Source organism: Tardiphaga robiniae (genome assembly GCF_001618955.1).
Classification (GTDB): Bacteria; Pseudomonadota; Alphaproteobacteria; order Rhizobiales; family Xanthobacteraceae; genus Tardiphaga; species Tardiphaga robiniae_A.
On the sequence record NZ_LVYV01000012.1, the window covers coordinates 369,144 to 387,421 of the forward strand.

17 protein-coding genes are annotated in these 18,278 nt (G+C 63.0%); 8 read left to right on the forward strand and 9 right to left on the reverse strand.

Going from position 1 to position 18,278, the window contains the following annotated elements:
* Nucleotides 1–17: 17 nt before the first annotated feature.
* Nucleotides 18–431 carry a VOC family protein gene (locus A4A58_RS14980; RefSeq protein WP_068733341.1) on the forward strand — a complete coding sequence of 138 codons (414 nt, stop codon included), beginning with the start codon at nucleotides 18–20 and terminating at the stop codon, nucleotides 429–431.
* A gap of 314 nt (nucleotides 432–745) precedes the next feature.
* Here A4A58_RS14980 and A4A58_RS14985 read toward each other — a convergent pair whose 3' ends face one another.
* A complete protein-coding gene (locus tag A4A58_RS14985) occupies nucleotides 746–1,153 on the reverse strand; it encodes a DUF6455 family protein (protein ID WP_068733344.1) in 408 nt (135 codons plus the stop codon).
* Between the two features lie 230 nt (nucleotides 1,154–1,383).
* Here A4A58_RS14985 and A4A58_RS14990 point away from each other — a divergent pair, with 230 nt between their 5' ends.
* On the forward strand, nucleotides 1,384–1,773 hold the full coding sequence (locus A4A58_RS14990; protein WP_086937056.1) for a hypothetical protein: 390 nt from the start codon (nucleotides 1,384–1,386) through the stop codon (nucleotides 1,771–1,773).
* Between the two features lie 53 nt (nucleotides 1,774–1,826).
* On the opposite strand, the gene A4A58_RS14995 is transcribed toward A4A58_RS14990, so the two are convergent.
* From A4A58_RS14995 to A4A58_RS15010, 4 genes are read right to left on the reverse strand one after another with little or no spacing between them, the layout of a single operon-like run.
* A complete protein-coding gene (locus A4A58_RS14995; RefSeq protein ID WP_068733347.1) occupies nucleotides 1,827–3,116 on the reverse strand; it encodes an ArgE/DapE family deacylase in 1,290 nt (429 codons plus the stop codon).
* Nucleotides 3,117–3,144: 28 nt separating this feature from the next.
* Nucleotides 3,145–4,422: a 4-aminobutyrate--2-oxoglutarate transaminase gene (gene gabT / locus A4A58_RS15000; RefSeq protein ID WP_068733349.1), complete on the reverse strand. Its 1,278-nt coding sequence runs from the start codon at nucleotides 4,420–4,422 to the stop codon at nucleotides 3,145–3,147.
* 47 nt (nucleotides 4,423–4,469) lie between these two features.
* Nucleotides 4,470–5,495, reverse strand: coding sequence for a histone deacetylase family protein (locus A4A58_RS15005; RefSeq protein ID WP_068733351.1), 1,026 nt, complete (start codon nucleotides 5,493–5,495; stop codon nucleotides 4,470–4,472).
* The gene (locus A4A58_RS15010) at nucleotides 5,492–6,199 is read right to left on the reverse strand and encodes a GntR family transcriptional regulator (RefSeq protein ID WP_068733352.1); all 708 of its coding nucleotides are present in this window, start codon (nucleotides 6,197–6,199) and stop codon (nucleotides 5,492–5,494) included. Before A4A58_RS15010 ends, A4A58_RS15005 begins: the two co-directional genes overlap by 4 nt.
* A 128-nt stretch (nucleotides 6,200–6,327) precedes the next feature.
* Here A4A58_RS15010 and A4A58_RS15015 point away from each other — a divergent pair, with 128 nt between their 5' ends.
* From A4A58_RS15015 to A4A58_RS15040, 6 genes are all read left to right on the forward strand, one after another.
* Nucleotides 6,328–7,101: a class II aldolase/adducin family protein gene (locus A4A58_RS15015; protein WP_068733354.1), complete on the forward strand. Its 774-nt coding sequence runs from the start codon at nucleotides 6,328–6,330 to the stop codon at nucleotides 7,099–7,101.
* A gap of 66 nt (nucleotides 7,102–7,167) precedes the next feature.
* Entirely contained in the window at nucleotides 7,168–8,733 is a 1,566-nt protein-coding gene (locus A4A58_RS15020; protein WP_068733356.1) for an ABC transporter substrate-binding protein, read from the forward strand.
* An 84-nt stretch (nucleotides 8,734–8,817) separates the two neighbouring features.
* Nucleotides 8,818–9,789: an ABC transporter permease gene (locus tag A4A58_RS15025; protein WP_068733358.1), complete on the forward strand. Its 972-nt coding sequence runs from the start codon at nucleotides 8,818–8,820 to the stop codon at nucleotides 9,787–9,789.
* Entirely contained in the window at nucleotides 9,786–10,625 is an 840-nt protein-coding gene (locus A4A58_RS15030) for an ABC transporter permease (RefSeq protein ID WP_068733360.1), read from the forward strand. The genes A4A58_RS15025 and A4A58_RS15030 overlap by 4 nt, the downstream gene beginning before the upstream one ends.
* Nucleotides 10,625–12,256 (forward strand): ABC transporter ATP-binding protein, encoded by a 1,632-nt coding sequence (locus A4A58_RS15035; protein WP_068733362.1) that lies wholly within the window; start codon nucleotides 10,625–10,627, stop codon nucleotides 12,254–12,256. The genes A4A58_RS15030 and A4A58_RS15035 overlap by 1 nt, the downstream gene beginning before the upstream one ends.
* 20 nt (nucleotides 12,257–12,276) lie before the next feature.
* Nucleotides 12,277–13,215 carry a 2-hydroxyacid dehydrogenase gene (locus A4A58_RS15040; RefSeq protein WP_068733761.1) on the forward strand — a complete coding sequence of 313 codons (939 nt, stop codon included), beginning with the start codon at nucleotides 12,277–12,279 and terminating at the stop codon, nucleotides 13,213–13,215.
* A 1-nt stretch (nucleotide 13,216) separates the two neighbouring features.
* On the opposite strand, the gene A4A58_RS15045 is transcribed toward A4A58_RS15040, so the two are convergent.
* Genes A4A58_RS15045 through A4A58_RS15060 form a run of 4 tightly spaced genes read right to left on the reverse strand, consistent with a single transcriptional unit; the run spans nucleotide 13,217 to nucleotide 18,271 of the window.
* On the reverse strand, nucleotides 13,217–13,798 hold the full coding sequence (locus tag A4A58_RS15045) for a sarcosine oxidase subunit gamma (RefSeq protein ID WP_158005686.1): 582 nt from the start codon (nucleotides 13,796–13,798) through the stop codon (nucleotides 13,217–13,219).
* On the reverse strand, nucleotides 13,791–16,757 hold the full coding sequence (locus A4A58_RS15050; RefSeq protein WP_068733366.1) for a sarcosine oxidase subunit alpha family protein: 2,967 nt from the start codon (nucleotides 16,755–16,757) through the stop codon (nucleotides 13,791–13,793). The genes A4A58_RS15045 and A4A58_RS15050 overlap by 8 nt, the downstream gene beginning before the upstream one ends.
* The gene (locus tag A4A58_RS15055; RefSeq protein ID WP_068733368.1) at nucleotides 16,754–17,014 is read right to left on the reverse strand and encodes a sarcosine oxidase subunit delta; all 261 of its coding nucleotides are present in this window, start codon (nucleotides 17,012–17,014) and stop codon (nucleotides 16,754–16,756) included. The genes A4A58_RS15050 and A4A58_RS15055 overlap by 4 nt, the downstream gene beginning before the upstream one ends.
* Nucleotides 17,015–17,020: 6 nt before the next feature.
* Complete coding sequence (locus A4A58_RS15060) at nucleotides 17,021–18,271, reverse strand: sarcosine oxidase subunit beta family protein (protein ID WP_068733370.1); 1,251 nt, start codon at nucleotides 18,269–18,271, stop codon at nucleotides 17,021–17,023.
* Between the last annotated feature and the right edge of the window lie 7 nt (nucleotides 18,272–18,278).

An 18,278-nucleotide genomic window follows, 5' to 3' on the forward strand; every position in this document is an offset into this window, starting at 1 on the left:
AACATGGAGAGGCCGGAATGGATGAACAGGGTGCAGGCACCAAGTCAGCCTTTCAAGCCATTCGCGCCATCGACTACACGGTGATCTTCGTCCGCGACATGGACGCGATGCGTCGCTTCTACGAGACGGTGCTCGGCTTTTCGCTGCAGCGCGTGCTGTCGTCCGACTGGATAGAATTTCGCATCGGCGGCAACACGTTAGCTCTGGCCATACCAAGCCGCACCGCGTCGGATCGTCCGGTCCCGGTTGGCAGCGCAGCACTTCAACTCGCCTTCAAGGTTTCCGTTACGGAGGTCGATGCGTGTGCCGAGGAATTGCTGAAGCAAGGCATCAATATCGTGTCACCGCCGACCGATCAGTCCTTTGGACATCGCACGCTGTTCTTTCGCGATCCCGACGGGAATTTGCTGGAGGTGTTCGCTGATATCTAGGCGCTACCGATGCTCTACACGTGATCGGACGCACGCAATCGCAGCATGACGCAGGTCGCGTGATGGGTAACGGCTGCGTGTTTGGGTGGTCAGGATTGTCGGCCAAGGGGTGGGACCGCCGACGCAGGTAATAACGGCGGTCCCGTGCCGTGCATTGAAATTCGGGGTTGGAAAGCGACTTCCGCACCCCACTGCGCGACGCGATCGACGCTATCCCAGCCGGGTTTTGTCGCAACTTAAACCAAATCTTAACCTAACCGATTAGGCTTACCTGGCCGGCTTTTCGAGCATTTTTAGTAAAGGTGGAGAATAATCTACTCCACAGCCCGGGCCAGCAGCGTGATGTCGTTGGCATTGGCGCAATAGTTCTCGTAATTCGCCGCCGCCGTTTTGGCTGCGAGATCGGCGCCGCAGGCCCGTTTGTGTGCGCAACCGGCGCAGGCGTGGCGCATCTCCATCATGTCAGGCGGCCGGATCTTCGCAATGGCGGCCTCGTCAAAACCGAGCGCGCGGAGCATCTGCGGCAATTCCTCCGCACCGTTCACGCCTCTGCGCACGATCGTATCGAGATCGCTTGGCGCAAGGCCAAGCTCATGAGCCATGCGTTTGAACTCGCCGCTGTCGAGCGCACTGAGTTCGTTAAGCTGGCGGCGCTGGATCAACCAGTCGCCAATGCGTTCAATGAGATTACTGACGACGGGATAGGGCTGGACGGATGTCATGGCGGTCTCCGCTGCTGAAAGTGATTGAGCGGAGGGTCGGCGCAGCGGGGCGGAGTCGCATTGCGCTGGATCAATCGGGCAGGCCCGCCATGGACGGTTAGTCTTACCGCCAGAAATGCCTGTGCCACAGGCACTTTCAGAGGAAACTCGGGGCTGGATTCAACGTTATCCGTGCTTAACTTAGAGACATTGTTAGTCCAGAAGCCGGGAACCGGCCTCAGGAGGCGTAAATGAGTTTGAGACATCTGATTGCGGCCTCGGTCAGTATTGCGCTGCTGGCGAGTTTTGGTGCTGCGCAAGCCGACACTTACAAGCCCGGCGATTATCTGCTGCTCGACCTGCAGAAGGCCGTGCTGTCGCCGAAATTACTGGGCCCGCCTGCGTCATTCGAACACGTGCAGATCCAGGCCAAGGCTGATGCGAAGGCGAATGTGAAAGCCGATCCGGCCAAGGCAGCGCCGCGCGTTGCGCGCGCACAGGCCGCGAAGCCGGTGGCGCAGCGCGCTGCTGCGCAGAAGAAGGTTACCCATCGCGGCAATCCGCTGAACGCCAATGCGGCGGACACGCGCGTGCAAGTCTGGCCGTGCCGCACAGGCGGCATCTGCAGCTGGCAGAAATGAAAAAGGCGGTGGATTGCTCCGCCGCCTCCATCTTCAGGCCGAGGCCTGATTGATTACGCCTTGATCTCTTCCACGCCGCACCATTCAGCGATGAATAGCGCCAGTGCCGTCGTCGTCTTCTTCAGCGAGGGCAGGTTGACGCCTTCGTCGAAGCCGTGGACGCCGCGCGAGATGCAGCCGTAGTTCAACGTCGGCACATTGTCGAACAGCGCATAGACACGGCTGTCGAGATAGGCGAGCGAGATTTCCGGCTTCGGCTTCTGGCCGAACACCGCTTCATGCGCGGCAGCGAGCGTGGCTTCTGCGTCCGAACCGGGCTTGAGCTCGTAACCTTCGGCCTGGAAGCCGTTGAAGGTCACGGTCGGCGGGATGTTCGAGAGGAACGGATCCTGATGCGCGAAAGCGGCGACGCAGTCGGTGATCTCTTTCTTAGCGGCTTCGGCCGTCTTGCCGGGCAGCAGCGAGATGCGGAAATCTACCTTGCACCAGGCCGGGACCGATGACGCCCAGTCGCCGCCGGCGATCTTGCCGATGTTCAGGTTGACCGGCTTTTCGATGTTCTTGAAGTGCTCGTGCTGGTCCTTGGTCGCATTCCACTTGGCTTCCAGCTTGCGCAGTTCGCCGATGATCCGATAGGCGCCGTCGATGGCATTGGCGCCGGTGCCCATGCGCTGCACATGCACCGGCACGCCGCGGACTTCGACCTGGAACCAGACCACGCCGATATTGGCGCGGGTGATCGTCTCGTGCGATGGCTCCGACACCACCACGGCATCGGCCTTGTAGCCGCGCAGATGCGTCATCAGCGCGCCGTCACCTGTGGACTCTTCTTCGACGACCGACTGCAGATAGACCGTCGCCGCGGGCTGAAGGCCGAGGCTCTTCAATGCGTCGAGGGCGAAGATGTTGGAGGCGCAGCCGGCTTTCATATCGCCGGCGCCGCGGCCCTGCATCCAGTCGCCCTGGATCACGGGGTCGTAGGGCGGGGTGGCCCACATGTCGAGCGGGCCTTCCGGCACCACGTCCACATGGCCCTGCATGATCAGCGAGCGGCCTTTTTCCTCGCGCGGATAATGCGTGCCGACCACGATCGGCGCGGTCGAGTGCAGGTCGTCCCAGGCGCCGGCGCCGGGATGGTGCCCAAGCGCTGCGCGGTCCATCTCGAAGCGCTCCATCTTGTAGCCGCGCGTTTTCATGGCGCGGAACATGAAGTCCTGCATCGTGTGTTCGTTGCCGCGGGTCGAGACGTGGCGCACCATGTCCTGGGTGAACTTGACCTGGGCGTCGAAGCCCTTGTCGACGGCGGCGATGATCTTGTCGCGGAGTGCGGGATTGAGAGCCATGTTGTTTTTCCTTTTCTTGTGAGTGGGCTCAGGCGGTCAGCGCGCGTTCGAGCTTTTCCATGCCTTCGTCGAGGATTTCGTCCTGGGCGGTCAGCGGCACGAGGACGCGGATGGTGTTGAAATTGACGCCGCAGGACAGCAGGATCAGCCCTTCTTCGGTGGCCTTCTGCGTCACCTTCTTGGTCAGTTCCGCGTCCGGCGTGTCCGAGCCGCGCTCCTTGACGATGTCGAAGGCGATCATGGCGCCGACATTGCGGATCGAGGCGATCGGCACGAGATCGTTACGCTGCTGCATCTTCTTCAGACGCGTGGTGATGCGCTCGCCGATATGGTTGGCGCGCTCCACCAGCTTCTCCTTCTCGAACACATCGAGCACGGCCAGGGCTGCGGCCACGGCCAGCGGATTGCCGGCATAGGTGCCGCCGAGGCCGCCCGGATCGGCGGCGTCCATGATCTTCGCCTTGCCGATTACGCCCGACAGCGGGAAGCCGCCGGCGAGGCTCTTCGCCACGGTGATGAGGTCGGGCTTCACGTCATAATGTTCCATCGCGAACATCTTGCCGGTGCGGCCGTAACCGGTTTGCACCTCGTCGGCGATGAAGACGATTCCGTTCTCGTCACAGATCTTGCGCAGCGCGCGCATCAGTTCCGGTGGCGCCTGGTGGAAGCCGCCTTCGCCCTGGACGGGCTCGATGATGATGGCGGCAACGCGGGCCGGATCGATATCGGCCTTGAACAAGAAGCTGAGATACTTCAGCGATTCCTCAACCGTGACGTCGAGTGGCGCGGCCGGGAACGGTACGTGCCAGACTTCCGGCATGGCTCCGCCGAAACCCTTCTTGTAGGGGAACACCTTCCCGGTCATGGTCATGGTCATATGAGTGCGGCCATGGAAGCCGCCCGTGAAGGCGATCACGCCGGCGCGGCCTGTCGAGGCACGCGCGATCTTGATGGCGTTCTCGGTCGCTTCCGCGCCGGTGGTGAAGAAAGCGGTCTTGGCGGCGCCGTCGATCGGGGCCAGCTTGTTGAGGCGTTCGGCCAGCGTCACATAGGGCTCATACAGCAGCACCTGGAAACAGGTGTGCGTGAAACGCTCCATCTGCTCGCGCACGGCAGCCATGATGGTCGGATGGCAGTGGCCGGTGTTGAGCACGGCGATGCCGCCGGCGAAGTCGACATAACGCTTGCCTTCGACGTCCCAGACTTCGGCATTCAGCGCGCGCTGCGCCGAGATCGGGGTGGAGTGGCCGATGCCGCGGGGAACGGCGGCTTCGCGGCGTGCGAAGATTTCTGCATTGGTCGACATAACGTGTCCTTCGAGTTTGATCGCGTTTCGTATTGTTGGTGGTTTGGTCAGCGCACGGCTTCGAAACCGGCGAGGGTCGAGGTGAGGTTGGCGCTCAGAATGTCGGAGAGATATCCGCCTTCCTGAACGAGCACCGTGGGCAGGCCCATGCGCGCCACGGCTTCGCCGATGCGCTTGAAGCCTGGGGTGGTGACCTTGAGTGCGGCCAGCGGATCGTGCTCGGATGCATCAAGGCCGAGCGCGAGAACAAGGGCGGTCGGCGCGAACGACTTGATGGTCTTCTCGGCAACGGCGAGCGCGTCGATGAAGCCGTCATCGCCGGTTCCGAGCGTAAGCGGGAGATTGAGATTGGTGCCAAGGCCATTGCCTTCGCCCTTCTCATGGGCATAGCCCCAGACGAAGGGGTAATAGCCGACGGGATCGGCATGGATCGACACCGTCAGCACGTCCGGACGCGCATAGAAGATGCCCTGGGTGCCGTTGCCATGATGCACGTCGACATCGAGGATCGCGACGCGCTCATGCTTCGTGCGCAGATGCTCGGCGGCGATGGCCGAATTGTTCATGAAGCAGAAGCCGCCGGCCATGTCGCGATAGGCGTGATGGCCGGGCGGGCGGCAGAGTGCATAGACGGCATCCTCGCCGTCCATCACCATCTGTGCGGCGGTGACAGCGACGTCGGTGGAGGCGCATGCGCCGGCCCAGGTGCCCGGGCCGATCGGCGCTGCGGTATCGGCGGTGTGCCAGCCGAGCTTGCCGGTGATGTGGGTCGGATAGCTGCCCGCCACGCGGTTCGGGTGGATATTGGCGATCATTTCCGGGCCGTAGTCCGGAAGCTTGATCCATTCTTCCCAGGCGCCTTCGAGGAAGCGCAGATATTCCGGCGAGTGCACGCGGGCGCGTGGACCCTGGCCGAATTCGGTCGGCGCGATGATCGTGTGTTTTCCGTCGGCGAGGCCCTTCAGCAGGCGCTCGGCGCGCTCCGGCTGTTCGGTGGTTTTACGGACCTGACCGCGCACAAGGAAGAACTGCGGATCATGGCTCTTGTGCTTGTCGGAATACACTGCCTTCACGGGGCGGCTCCATTCGTTGAGGAGGGAAGTTCGCGGACGAGTTTGCCGACTTCGCGCCAGGCGGCGCCGATGTGATAGTCGATCCGCGCGGTGATGATATCGGGATGGCCTTGTTCGAGCACTTCGAGCAGCGCTTCATGGGTCTGCGCAATACGATGCGGATCGTCATAGAGCCGGCCGATCAGCCCGATCGTCATCCGCAGCTCCGAAGCGAGATCGTCGAACAATCGCAACAGGCGCTTGCTGCCGGCGATTTCGCAGATCATGCGGTGAAATTTGTAGTCTTCCTCGATCTGTCGCGCATGATCGTCGATCGCCGCCGTCTCATGCATGACGTCGATCTGCCGGCGCAGCATGTCGCGATTGGCAGGCGTCATGTTCTTGGAGGCGAGCACGCCGGCATGACATTCGACGCAAATGCGCAGGTCGTAGATCTCGTCGATATCCGTCGCTTCGAGCTTGCGGACGAAGAAGCCGCGGCGCGGATGCGAGACCAGCAGGCCTTGCTGCTCGAGCAACCGTGCAGCTTCACGGACAGGGGCGCGGCTGACGCCGAGTTCGCGGGCGATGCCGGCTTCGACGACTTTGGCGCCGGGCAGCAGCTGCCCCTTGATGATGGCCTGGGTCAGGATGCGTGCGACCTGCCCGACAAGATCGGTGTCGGCGAGGGCGGTCAGACCAACTGGAGGAGTAATCAAACGCATGCGGGGACCCGTTTCTTCCCCTGTACAAGAATTAATCGTCGATTGTCGACAGTTTAATCTTGCGAGCTGCCATGCGATTGTGTTTCCTGCCCGCACCTTAAAAAAAGCCGGGAACCGCGCCTGTGAATATGCATGCAAACATTACGCCGACCCTCGATGCCGCCAAGCAGGTCCGTGTTGACCTCGCCGCGGCCTATCGCCTGATCCATCGCCTCGGCCTCGATGACAGCATTTACACGCATATTTCGGTGCGCGTCCCCGGTACGCAGGACCGCTTCCTGATCAATCCCTATGGCATGCGCTTCGAGGAAGTGACGGCAGGCAACCTCGTCACCGTCGACGTCGACGGTAAAGTTGTCGACGATCCGCTCGGTCTCGGCATCAATCCGGCCGGCTTCACCATTCACAGTGCCGTTCACGCTGCCCGCCACGATGCGCAGTGCGTGCTGCATACACATACCGTTGCCGGCGTCGCCGTGTCGTGCCTGAAGGATGGTCTTCAGCCGCTGAACCAGTGGTCGATGCAGTTCACCGACCGTATCGCCTATCATGACTTCGAAGGCATCGCGCTGGACCTGTCCGAGCGTGAGCGTCTGGTGGCCGATCTCGGTGACAAGATGGTGCTGATCCTGCGCAATCACGGCCTGCTCACCTGCGGCCGCTCGGTTGGCGAGGCCTTCAAGCTGATGTTCAACATGGAGCGCTCCTGCCGCGCGCAGCTCGCGATTCTTTCAACCGGCGCAGAAGTCATTCGCCCGTCCCACGCCATTGCCGCACACACCGCCGGCCAGTATGACCGCGGTTACGACAAGGTGCACGGCACCGAAGGCGGCAAGCCGGACAGCGAGTGGGAGGCCTTCAAGCGCATGCTCGAGCGCACGGACGCCGATTACAAGAATTGATCCGACTTCCGCTACACATCGTCAACTGATCTGGGTTACGTGCCAGCCGGCACTAAGGGGAAAGATATGTTGAAGAAATTTGTATTGGCTTTGGCACTGGCCAGCGTGAGCCCGCTCGTCTTCACGAGCACGATGGCGCTCGCGCAGGAGCCGAAGATGGGCGGCACCATCAATGCGGTGATCCAGCCAGAGCCGCCGGGCCTGATGCTGGCGCTCGTCCAGAACGGCCCGACCCAGATGGTCTCGGGCAACATCTATGAAGGCCTGCTGCGCTACAGCAAGACACTGGAGCCGCAGCCGGGTCTCGCCGAGAGCTGGACCATCAGCCCGGATGCCAAGACCTACACGTTCAAGCTCAAACAGGGTGTGACCTGGCACGACGGCAAGCCGTTCACGGCGGCTGACGTGCTGTTCTCCATCGAGACGCTCAAGATCACTCACGCGCGTGCGCGCAACAACCTCGTGCAGCTCGACAAGGTCGAAGCGCCCGACGATTACACCGTCGTCTTCACGCTGAAGCAGCCCTTTGGCCCCTTCATCGGCATCTTCGAAGTCGGCTCGATGCCGATCATCCCGAAGCACATCTATGAGGGCAGCGACGTCAAGACCAATCCGGCGAACAACACGCCGATCGGTACTGGCCCGTTCATGTTCAAGGAATGGAAGAAGGGCTCGTTCATCCAGCTGGTGAAGAACCCGAACTACCACGTCAAGGGCAAGCCCTATATCGACGGCATTTACTGGCAGATCATTCCGGACGCCGCTGCGCGTTCGGTGGCCTACGAGACCGGCAAGGTCGATGTGCTGCCCGGCGGTTCGATCGAGAACTTCGACGTGCCGCGCGTCAGCAAGCTGCCGAATACCTGCGTCACAGGCGATGGCTGGGAGTTCTTCTCGCCGATGGCCTGGATGTGGCTCAACAACCGCACCCCCGTGCTCGCCAACAAGAAGGTGCGTCAGGCGATCATGTACGCGGTGGATCGCGAATTCGCGCGCGACGTGATCTGGAACGGTCTCGGAAAAGTCGCTACCGGCCCGTCCTCGTCGGCGATCAAGTTCTACACCGACAACGTGCAGAAGTACCCGTACGATCCGGCTAAGGCCAAGGCCTTGCTGAAGGAAGCCGGCTACAAGGGCGAGAAGGTCCGCCTGATGCCGCTGCCTTACGGCGAAACCTGGTCGCGCTGGGGTGAAGCTGTGAAGCAGAACCTCGTCGACGTCGGCATGAATATCGAGACCATCGCCACCGACGTGCCCGGCTCCAACCAGAAGAACAGCGAATGGGATTACGATATCTCGTTCACCTATCTGTATCAGTATGGTGATCCGGCTCTCGGTGTCGGCCGCAACTACGTGACGAGCGCAATCGCCAAGGGCCAGCTCTTCAACAACCTCGAGGGATACTCCAATCCTGAGGTAGACAAGCTGTTCGAAGAAGGCGCTGTCGCGACGCCGGATTCGAAGCGCCAGGAAATCTACGAGAAGGTCCAGAAGATTCTCGTCGAGGATGTGCCTGTCGCCTGGCAGCTTGAACTGCAGTTCCCGACCATCACGAACTGCAAGATCAAGAACCTGATCACGACCGGTATCGGCGTCAATGACGGCTTCCGCGACGCCTGGATCGACAAGTAAGCTTTCAGCCTGATGCCCGTGACGATCCCTGCGATCGTCACGGGTTTTCTTTGTGTACTCTGACCTGAATGCGATGGACCTCTGATGCTGTCATTCGTTGCCCAGAGGATCGTGAAGGGCGTGTTCGTCCTGCTTGCGATCATCGTGATGAACTTCTTCCTGATCCGCCTTGCGCCCGGCGATCCCGCATCGGTGATGGCCGGCGAGGCCGGCGCCAGCGATGCGCAATTTGTCCAGCAGCTGCGCGAAAAGTTCTCACTGGACAAGCCGCTGCCGGAGCAGCTGTTCATTTACGTGAAGGGTGTCGTCACCCTCGATCTCGGTTTCTCGTTCCGCCAGCAGATGCCGGTCGCGAAGCTGATCGCCGAGCGTCTGCCGGCAACGCTGCTGCTGACGCTGACGGCGTTCGGGATATCGCTGTTACTCGGCATCACCTTCGGCACGCTGGCGGCAAGATTTGCGGGGACATGGGCGGACACTGCTATCACTGTCTCGGCGCTGCTGTTCTATGCCACGCCGATCTTCTGGGTCGCGCTGATGTCGATCCTGCTGTTCTCGGTCTATCTCGGCTGGCTGCCGAGCTTCGGCTACGAGACTATCGGCGCGAACTACACCGGGTTTGCGCATGTCAAGGACGTCGCCCTGCATCTGGTGATGCCGGCCATGACCATCGGCCTGTTCTTCATGGCGACCTATACGCGCATGACGCGCGCCTCGATGCTCGAGGTCAAGCGGCTCGATTTCGTCAAGACGGCCCGCGCCAAGGGCCTGCGCGACAGTATCATCCAGCGCCGTCACGTGCTGCGCAACGCGCTGCTGCCGGTGGTCACGCTGGCCGGCGTCCACTCCGGTACGCTGGTTGGGGGCGCCGTGCTCACCGAGACGGTGTTTGCATGGCCCGGCATCGGCCGGTTGCTCTATGAGGCACTCTTGCAACGCGATTATAACCTTCTGCTCGGCGTCTTCGTGGTCTGCTCGGCGATGGTCCTGATCTTCAACCTCGTCACCGACCTCGTTTATCGGCTGGTCGATCCACGCATCGAGTTTGCATCATGAAGAAGTTCTGGAAATTGATGCTGCGCAATCCCGGCGGCCTTATCGGTCTGATCATCATCACGATTGCGATCTTCATCGCGCTGTTCGGGCAGATGATCTTTCCGACCTCGCCCTGGCGGATGGTGCAGCGGCCGTTCCTGCCGCCCTTCACCAATCCCATGGTGACCCTCGGCACCGATGCGCTGGGCCGCGACGTTTTCGCCGGCCTGATCTACGGCGCACGCGTTTCGTTGCTCGTCGGTCTCGTCTCGACCACGGTGGCGCTGACCATTGGTGTGCCGCTCGGCGCCATCGCCGGCTATTTCGGCGGCAAGGTCGATGACGCCCTGATGCGCTTCACCGAGTTCTTCCAGACCATTCCGAGCTTCCCGCTGGCCATTGTGCTGGTGGCGATCCTGCAGCCGTCGATCTATTCCATCGTCGGTTCCATCGCCATCGTCTCGTGGCCGCCGGTGGCGCGTCTGGTGCGCGGCGAGGTGCTGTCGCTGCGTACACGCGAATATGTTCAGGCCGCCATCGTGACCGGCCAGAGCAATACCTGGATCATCTCGCGCGAGATTCTGCCAAACGCACTGTCGCCGGTGATCGTGCTGGCGTCGCTGATGGTGGCCAATGCGATCCTGCTGGAGTCCTCGCTGTCGTTCCTCGGCCTTGGCGATCCCAACCTGATGTCCTGGGGCTATATGGTCGGCGCGGGCCGGACGGTGATCCGTCAGGCCTGGTGGATCACGGTCTTCCCCGGCGTCGCCATCCTGATCTCGGTGCTCGGCATGAACCTGATCGGTGAAGGCCTCAACGACGCGCTCAATCCGCGCCTGGCGAAGGATAGCCGCTGATGACCCAAGTGCTGTCTAAAGCGCCCGCCGTTTCCATCAAGAATCTCAGGATCGCCCTGCCGAAGAGCGCCGAACGCCCTTATGCGGTGGATGGCGTGTCCATCGATCTCATTCCCGGAGAGATTGTCTGCGTCGTCGGCGAATCCGGTTCCGGCAAGTCCATGTGCGCGCATGCGCTGATGGGTCTGCTGCCGGACACCGTGAAGACCGAGACCGGCGAGGTTCTGTTCGAGGGCCAGAATCTCCTGAAGCTCGACGAAAGCGGCTGGCGCGAAGTGCGTGGTCGCGGCATCGCCATGGTGTTCCAGGAGCCGATGACGGCGCTTAATCCGCTGATGCGGATTGGCGAGCAGATGATGGAAATGTTCGAGGCGCATAATCTTTTGACGCCGAAGGAGCGCCGCGCCAAGGCCCTCAGCCTCGCCAAGGAAGTCGGTCTGCCCGATCCCGAGCGCATCATCCGCGCCTATCCGCACCAGCTCTCCGGTGGTCAGCGCCAGCGTGCGATGATCGCCATGGCGCTTGCGCTGGAGCCTTCGGTGCTCGTGGCGGACGAGCCGACCACCGCGCTCGACGTGACGACGCAGGCGCAGATCCTCAAGCTGATCCGCAATCTGCAGCGTAGCCGCAACATGGCCGTGATGTTCATCACCCATGACTTCGGCGTCGTCGCCGATATCGCCGACCGTGTCGTGGTGTTGCGCCATGGCAAGATCGTCGAGGAAGGCTCCATCGACGCCGTCTTCAGGAATCCGCAGCACGATTACACCAAAGCGCTTCTGGCTGCCGTGCCGTCGATGCACCCGCCGGTGCGCGCACCGCTGGATGAAAATGCTCGGGCCGTCGAGGTCATAGGCCTCGACAAGACCTATGTGACCTCGGGCGGCTGGTTCAAGCCGGATCGCCGCGTGCAGGCCGCCAACGAAGTCACGTTCTCGATCATGCAGGGCGAGACCGTCGGTCTGGTCGGCGAGTCCGGTTCGGGCAAGTCGTCAGTGGCGCGTCTGGTGATGCGGCTCATCGAGGCTGACCGCGGCACGGTGCGCATCGGCGACGTCGATCTTACGGCGCTCGAAGGCAGGGCGCTGCGCGCGCAGCGCCACCGCATCCAGATGATTTTTCAGGATCCGTTTGCCTCGCTCAATCCGCGGCGCCGGGTTGGCCAGATCATCACCGATGGCCCGATCGCCCGCGGCACCGATCCGAAACTCGCGATGCAGCGCGCGCGTGATCTGCTCGGGATGGTCGGTCTCGATGCCGGCTCGCTCGACCGTTATCCGCACGAGTTCTCCGGCGGCCAGCGCCAGCGCCTCGGCATCGCCCGCGCGCTCGCGATGGATCCGGAAATCATCGTCGCCGACGAAGCCGTCTCCGCGCTCGACGTCTCGGTGCAGGCGCAGGTGCTGAAGCTGCTCGAAGACCTCAAGGCGCGCCTTGGGCTGTCGATGCTGTTCATCACCCACGATCTGCGCGTCGCCGCGCAGATCTGCGATCGCATCGCCGTGATGCAGCGCGGCGTGATCGTCGAGCTGAAGCCCACGGCGCAACTGTTTGCGTCGCCGGAACATCCCTACACCCGCGAATTGCTCGGTGCCGTCCCCGGCCAGAGTTCGCCATCCCAGGCCGCCTGACCCTTATGCCGACGTCTCCCGTGACTTGCGTTTTCCTGAGCAGGACCATCAACCTGCGCAAATACCTGACCAACGAAATCGCCCGACTCGACGGCAAGGTGAATTTTGTCGATCATCTCGATGGCAGCAATCCCGCCGCAGTCAGCATGGCCGTCGGCTGGCATCCGCATGCGGATGCGTTCGATCACTATCCGAACCTCAAGGCCGCATGTTCGATCGGCGCCGGCGCCGACAGCATCCTGAATTGCCCGAGCCTGCGCGACGGCATCGACGTGGTGCGCGTGGTCGAGCCGGCACAGGCGCAGATGATGTCGGGCTTCGTGATCTGGAACGTGATCTATCACCAGCGCCAGTTCGGGACCTATCTGCAGAACCAGCGCGATCACGTCTGGAAGCGCCTCGGGGGCGGACGCCGCCCGTCCGAGGTTCCGATCGGCATTCTCGGCTATGGCGCCATCGGCGCGCGCGTCGCGTCCGATCTGGCGATGCTCGGCTTTCCCGTCCGGGTCTGGAGCCGCTCGGCCAAGCCGCCGACGCCGGGTGTGACGGGTTTCAATGGCAGTGACGGGCTCGACGCGATGCTCGCCGGCTCCGAGGTGCTGGTGAATCTGCTGCCGCTCACCGAGGAAACCCGCGGCATTCTCAATGCAAACCTGTTTGCGAAGATGCCGCGCGGCAGCTATCTCATTCAGGTCGGCCGCGGCGAGCATTCGGTCGACGAGGATATTCTCGATGCGCTCGCCAGCGGGCAGCTCTCCGGCGCGACCCTCGATGTATTCCACACCGAGCCGCTGACCAAGGACCATCCGTTCTGGTCGCATCCGCAGATCGTGCTGACACCGCATGACGCCTGCGAAGTCACCATGACCGCCATCGGCGACACCATCCTCGCCACGGCCGAGGCGGTGCAGGCGGGTGTGCAGCCGAAGGATTCGGTGGATCGCAGCCGCGGCTACTGAGCTAGCTGTCCACCACCAATCCTGCCACCGCCGCCGACGCCTCCAGCCAGTGCAGGAAGCTGCCGGCCATGCTGCGCGCGACGGCGATGTGAATCGTCGGCGCCTCGTCGACCTTCCACAGCGTCACGCCCATATGCGCGATCTGCGTGACGGCAACGCTGCCGGCGGGAAATGCGGTGGCGCTAAGATCGATGGCGACGCCCTTCGCCAGCACCTCAAGCAGGGCTGGCCCGGACAGTCGTAGCAAGCCCACACCATCAGACTGTTCGACCACGGAGGCGAGGCTGTCGAGCTGCTGCGCGAGACTATCCACGAAACGCGGCGTGCCCGCATCATGCGTCACCAGCCAGCGACCGGGACCGGTGCCGAGAAATGACATGGCATCGCTGCCGGAACCGTGCGGTCCTAGTGGCAGGTTGATATCGAACTGCTCTTTCACGGCAGCAGCGAGCGCGGCACTCTGGCCCTTGCGCGCCATCACGGTGGCGACGGCGATGCCGCGCCGTTCGCGTGCGATGACACCGCGGCCATCGCCCATGGAGCGCAGGTTTGCGAAGGCCGGGATATGGGCGAGATCAAGCACGCAGCCGTGCTCCTTCTGCATCGACAAAGACGGGATCGACGACCTCAAGTTCGAGATCGCCGGAGCGTACGGGGTCCCAGGCGCGGATGATCTCGCCGTGCCGTTCCAGTCCGCACGCCAGCAGGCCAAGGCCGATCCAGTGATTATTGCCCGGGCTGAACGCCGTCGAGGTGATGAAGCCGGCATTGTTGTCCGGCGCAGGCGTCATGCCGCGCGCGAACAGCAATGCGCCATTACGCAAACGCTGGCTGCGATCGACGGGGCGCAGGCCGACCAATGTCGGGCGGTCGGGATCGATCAGCGCTTCACGCGCCGCCATGGTGCGGCCGATATAGTCCTTCTTCACCGACATCATGCGTCCAAGCCCGAGATCGCGCGCCACGGTCTGGCCGTTGAGTTCGGAGCCGGCGACATGGCCCTTTTCGATGCGCATCACCGAGAGCGCCTCGGTGCCATAGGGCGTAACGCCGAGTGCCTTGCCGGCCTGCATCAGCGCGTTGAACAGCGCCTCGCCATAGCCCGCGGGCGCGGCAATCTCATAAGCGAGTTCGCCGGAGAACGAGACGCGGAACAGCCGCAGCGGAATGTTGCCGACGTGAAACTCGGCGCAGGCCAGATACGGGAAGGCTTCGTTGGAGACATCGCAGGCGCCGCCAAGCAGGGCCTGCAGCAGGGCGCGCGACTTCGGCCCCGCGACCGCATATTGCGCCCATTGTTCGGTCACCGAGACCATCTGAACGTCGAGTTCGGGCCACAGCACCTGATGGCAGTATTCCAGATGCTGCATCACCTTGCCGGCATTCACGGTCGTGGTGGTCATCACATAGTGATCGGCGGAGAGACGCCCGGTTGTTCCGTCATCCATCACGAAGCCGTCTTCGCGCAGCATCACGCCATAGCGCACCTTGCCGACGGGCAGCGTCGAGAAGGTGTTGATATAGACGCGGTCGAGGAACGTTCCGACATCCGATCCGCACAGCGCGATCTTGCCGAGGGTCGAGACGTCGCAGATGCCGACGCTGGAACGCACAGCCTTCACCTCGCGGGTGACGCTCTGCAGCCAGTCATTCTCGCCGGGCGCATTGAACCATTGCGCGCGCATCCATTGGCCGGCTTCGACGAAGGTGGCGCCCGCTGCTGCGGAGGCGGCGTGGCTGGCCGTCAACCGCGTCGGTTTGAAATGCTTGCCGCTGTGCAGACCCGCAAAGGCGCCGATGGCGACCGGCACATACGGAGGGCGCGCCCGCGTGGCGCCGGTCTCCGCGATGGTCTTTTTGATTTCGCCGGCGAGGATCGCAAGGCCGTTGACGTTGGACGTCTTGCCCTGATCGGTCGCCATGCCCAAAGTGGTGTAGCGCTTGAGCTGCTCGACCGAGCGGAAGCCCTCCTGCGCAGCGAGGGCAACGTCTGTCGCCGTGACGTCGTTCTGCAGATCCACGAAGGCCTTGCGGCGCGATCCCTTAAACAGCCAGACCGGGTTGTTACCGGAGGCTTCATCGCCGGCGAGGATCGGCTTCTGCGCCTGCAGGCCGAGGCCGACATGTGAGGCCGCCTTCGCGCCGGCCAATGCGCCGTTCTCCAATGCCTGCGTCAGCGTCCATTGCGCCGCTGCGGCTCCCGCGAGTTGCATGCCTGGGGGCAGATCATTGCAGAGGAATGCCGACTTTTCCTCCGACCAGCTCCCCTTGCCACCGAGATGCGTGGCGATGCCGATGCTCGGCGACCAGCCGCCGGAGACGCCGAGCGTGTCGACGGCCACGCTGCGCGTCTGGCCAGCACTGTCGGTGATTGTGATGTTCGTCAGCCGGCGATAACCCGAGGTGTCCGAGACATGCGCACCAAGGAACTGCGGAGCATTGCCGGCGAGCTTGCGGACATCCGGTGCGACCTCCGTCCGTGCATCGACCACGACGGCGATCTCGGCGCCGGCCTTCTGCAATTCGAATGCGCTGCGCCAGCCGTCATCCGACGTCGTGAAGATGGCGATGCGCTGGCCCGGCGTCACGCCAAAGCGATTGGCATAAGTGCGCAAAGCCGAGGCCAGCATGATGCCGGGCCTGTCATTGCCGGGAAACACCAGCGGTCGTTCCTGCGCGCCAGCGGCGAGCACGCACTGCTGCGCGACGATTTTCCACAGCCGCTGGCGTGGCGCGAAGGGTGGCGGCACCGACAGGTGATCGCTGACGCGTTCGATGGCGCCATATTCGCCGTCATAGACGCCGAACACGGCGGTGCGCTTGAGGATGCGGACATTCGGCAGTGTGCCAAGTTCGGCTTCGGCCAGTGCCGCCCATGAGGCCGCTGAGACGCCATCGATCTGCGCGCTGTCGCTGAGCAGGCGGCCGCCAAGCACAAAATCTTCTTCTGCCACGATCACGCGCGCGCCGGCACGGCCCGCGGCGAGCGCTGCGGCAAGGCCCGCCGGGCCGGCGCCAATCACCAGCAGATCGCAGAAAGCGTGCGACCTCTCATAAGTGTCGGGATCGTCGAGACCGCTGAGTGCGCCCAGTCCCGCCGAACGGCGGATTGCCGGCTCGTAGAATTTCTCCCAGAACGCCGCCGGCCACATGAAGGTCTTGTAGTAGAAGCCGGCATTCAGCAGCGGCCCGGCGAGCTGATGCACGGCGCGCAGGTCGAAATTCGGCGACGGCCAGCAATTCTGGCTCGATGCGACGAGGCCATCAAACAGCTCGACGGTGGTGGCCTTGGTGTTCGGCTCGCCGCGCGCGCCCGTGCGCAGCGTCACCAGCGCATTCGGCTCCTCCGGCCCGGCCGAAAAGATGCCGCGCGGGCGATGATATTTGAACGAGCGGCCGACCAGCATTGTGTCATTGGCGAGCAGCGCGGACGCCAGTGTGTCGCCGGCATAGCCGCCATAGGTCTTGCCGTCGAAGGTGAAATTGATCGGCTTCGATCGGTCGATCAGTCCACCGGATGCGAGACGACGCGAGATGCTCATGATGCAGCCTCATCATGGGCCAGCACGGCGTCGATCACCTCATGCGTCGAGACGTTGCGTGTCACCGTCAGCCAGGCATGACAGCCGGCGTCGTGATACCAATATTCCCTGTGCACGCCGACGGGATTGTCGCGCAGATAGACATAATCGAACATCGCATCGGCATTGTCGGGCGCGGGCCGCGTCAGCGTGGCGTCGCCGGAATAGGAAAATTCCGACGCGTCACGGGATCCGCAGTAAGGGCAGGGGATGCGCATGGGGCCTCAATGCAGGTTCGGTTGGGCGCCCTGGCCCTTTTCATCTACGATATGGCCTGAGAGAAACCGGTCCAGCAGCAGGCGATTGGCGGCAGGATGCGGTTCGTCCTTCGCCAGCAGATGCGCGAAGACGAAGCCGGAGCCGGGTGTCGCCTTGAAGCCGCCATAGCACCAGCCGGCATTGAGATAGAGCCCTTTGACGTGGGTGCGGTCGATGATCGGCGAGCCGTCCATCGACATGTCGACGAGGCCGCCCCAGTTGCGCAGCATCCGCGCGCGTCCGATCGCCGGCATCAGGGCCATGCCGCCTTCGCAGACATCCTCGACCACAGGCAGGTTGCCGCGCTGGGCATAGGAGTTGTAACCGTCGATATCGCCGCCGAACACGAGGCCGCCCTTGTCGGACTGGCTGATATAGAAATGCCCGGCGCCGAAGGTGATGACGCCGGGGATGACCGGCTTCAGCCCTTCGGAGACAAAGGCCTGCAGCACGTGGCTCTCGATCGGCAGCCGCATCCCGGCCATCGCCGCGACGCGCGACGACGAGCCGGCAACGGCAAGGCCGATCTTCTTCGCTCTGATCGCGCCGCGCGAGGTCTGCACGCCCACTGCGCGACCATCGACGATGTCGATCCCTGTCACTTCGCAATTCTGGATCACGTCAACGCCGCGATCGCTGGCGCCGCGGGCATAGCCCCAGGCGACGGCATCGTGCCGCACGGTGCCGCCGCGTTTCTGCAGCAGCCCGCCCTGGATCGGAAAGCGCGCCGCATCGAAATTCAGGAACGGATAGAGTTTGCGGACACCCTCGCGATCCAGCAATTCGCTGTCGGCCCCGTTCAGCCGCATCATGTTGCCGCGCCGCGCATAGGCGTCACGCTGGCCGTCGGAATGGTAGAGGTTCAGCACGCCGCGCTGGCTGACCATGGCGTTGTAGTTGAAGTCCTGCTCGAGGCCTTCCCACAATTTCAGCGACAGCTCGTAGAGCGAGATATTCTCGGAGAGCAGATAGTTGGAGCGGATGATGGTGGTGTTGCGGCCGATATTGCCTGACCCGATCCAGCTCTTCTCGAGGACGGCGATATTCCTGAGGCCGTATTCCTTCGCCAAATAATAGGCCGTCGCCAGCCCGTGCCCGCCGCCGCCGACGATGATGATGTCGTACTCGGCCTTGGGCGCCGCGTCGCGCCATTGCGGCGTCCAGCCCTTATGGCCGGTGAGGGTCTGCTTGAGCAGTGACGTCAGCGAATAGCGCATGGAAAAT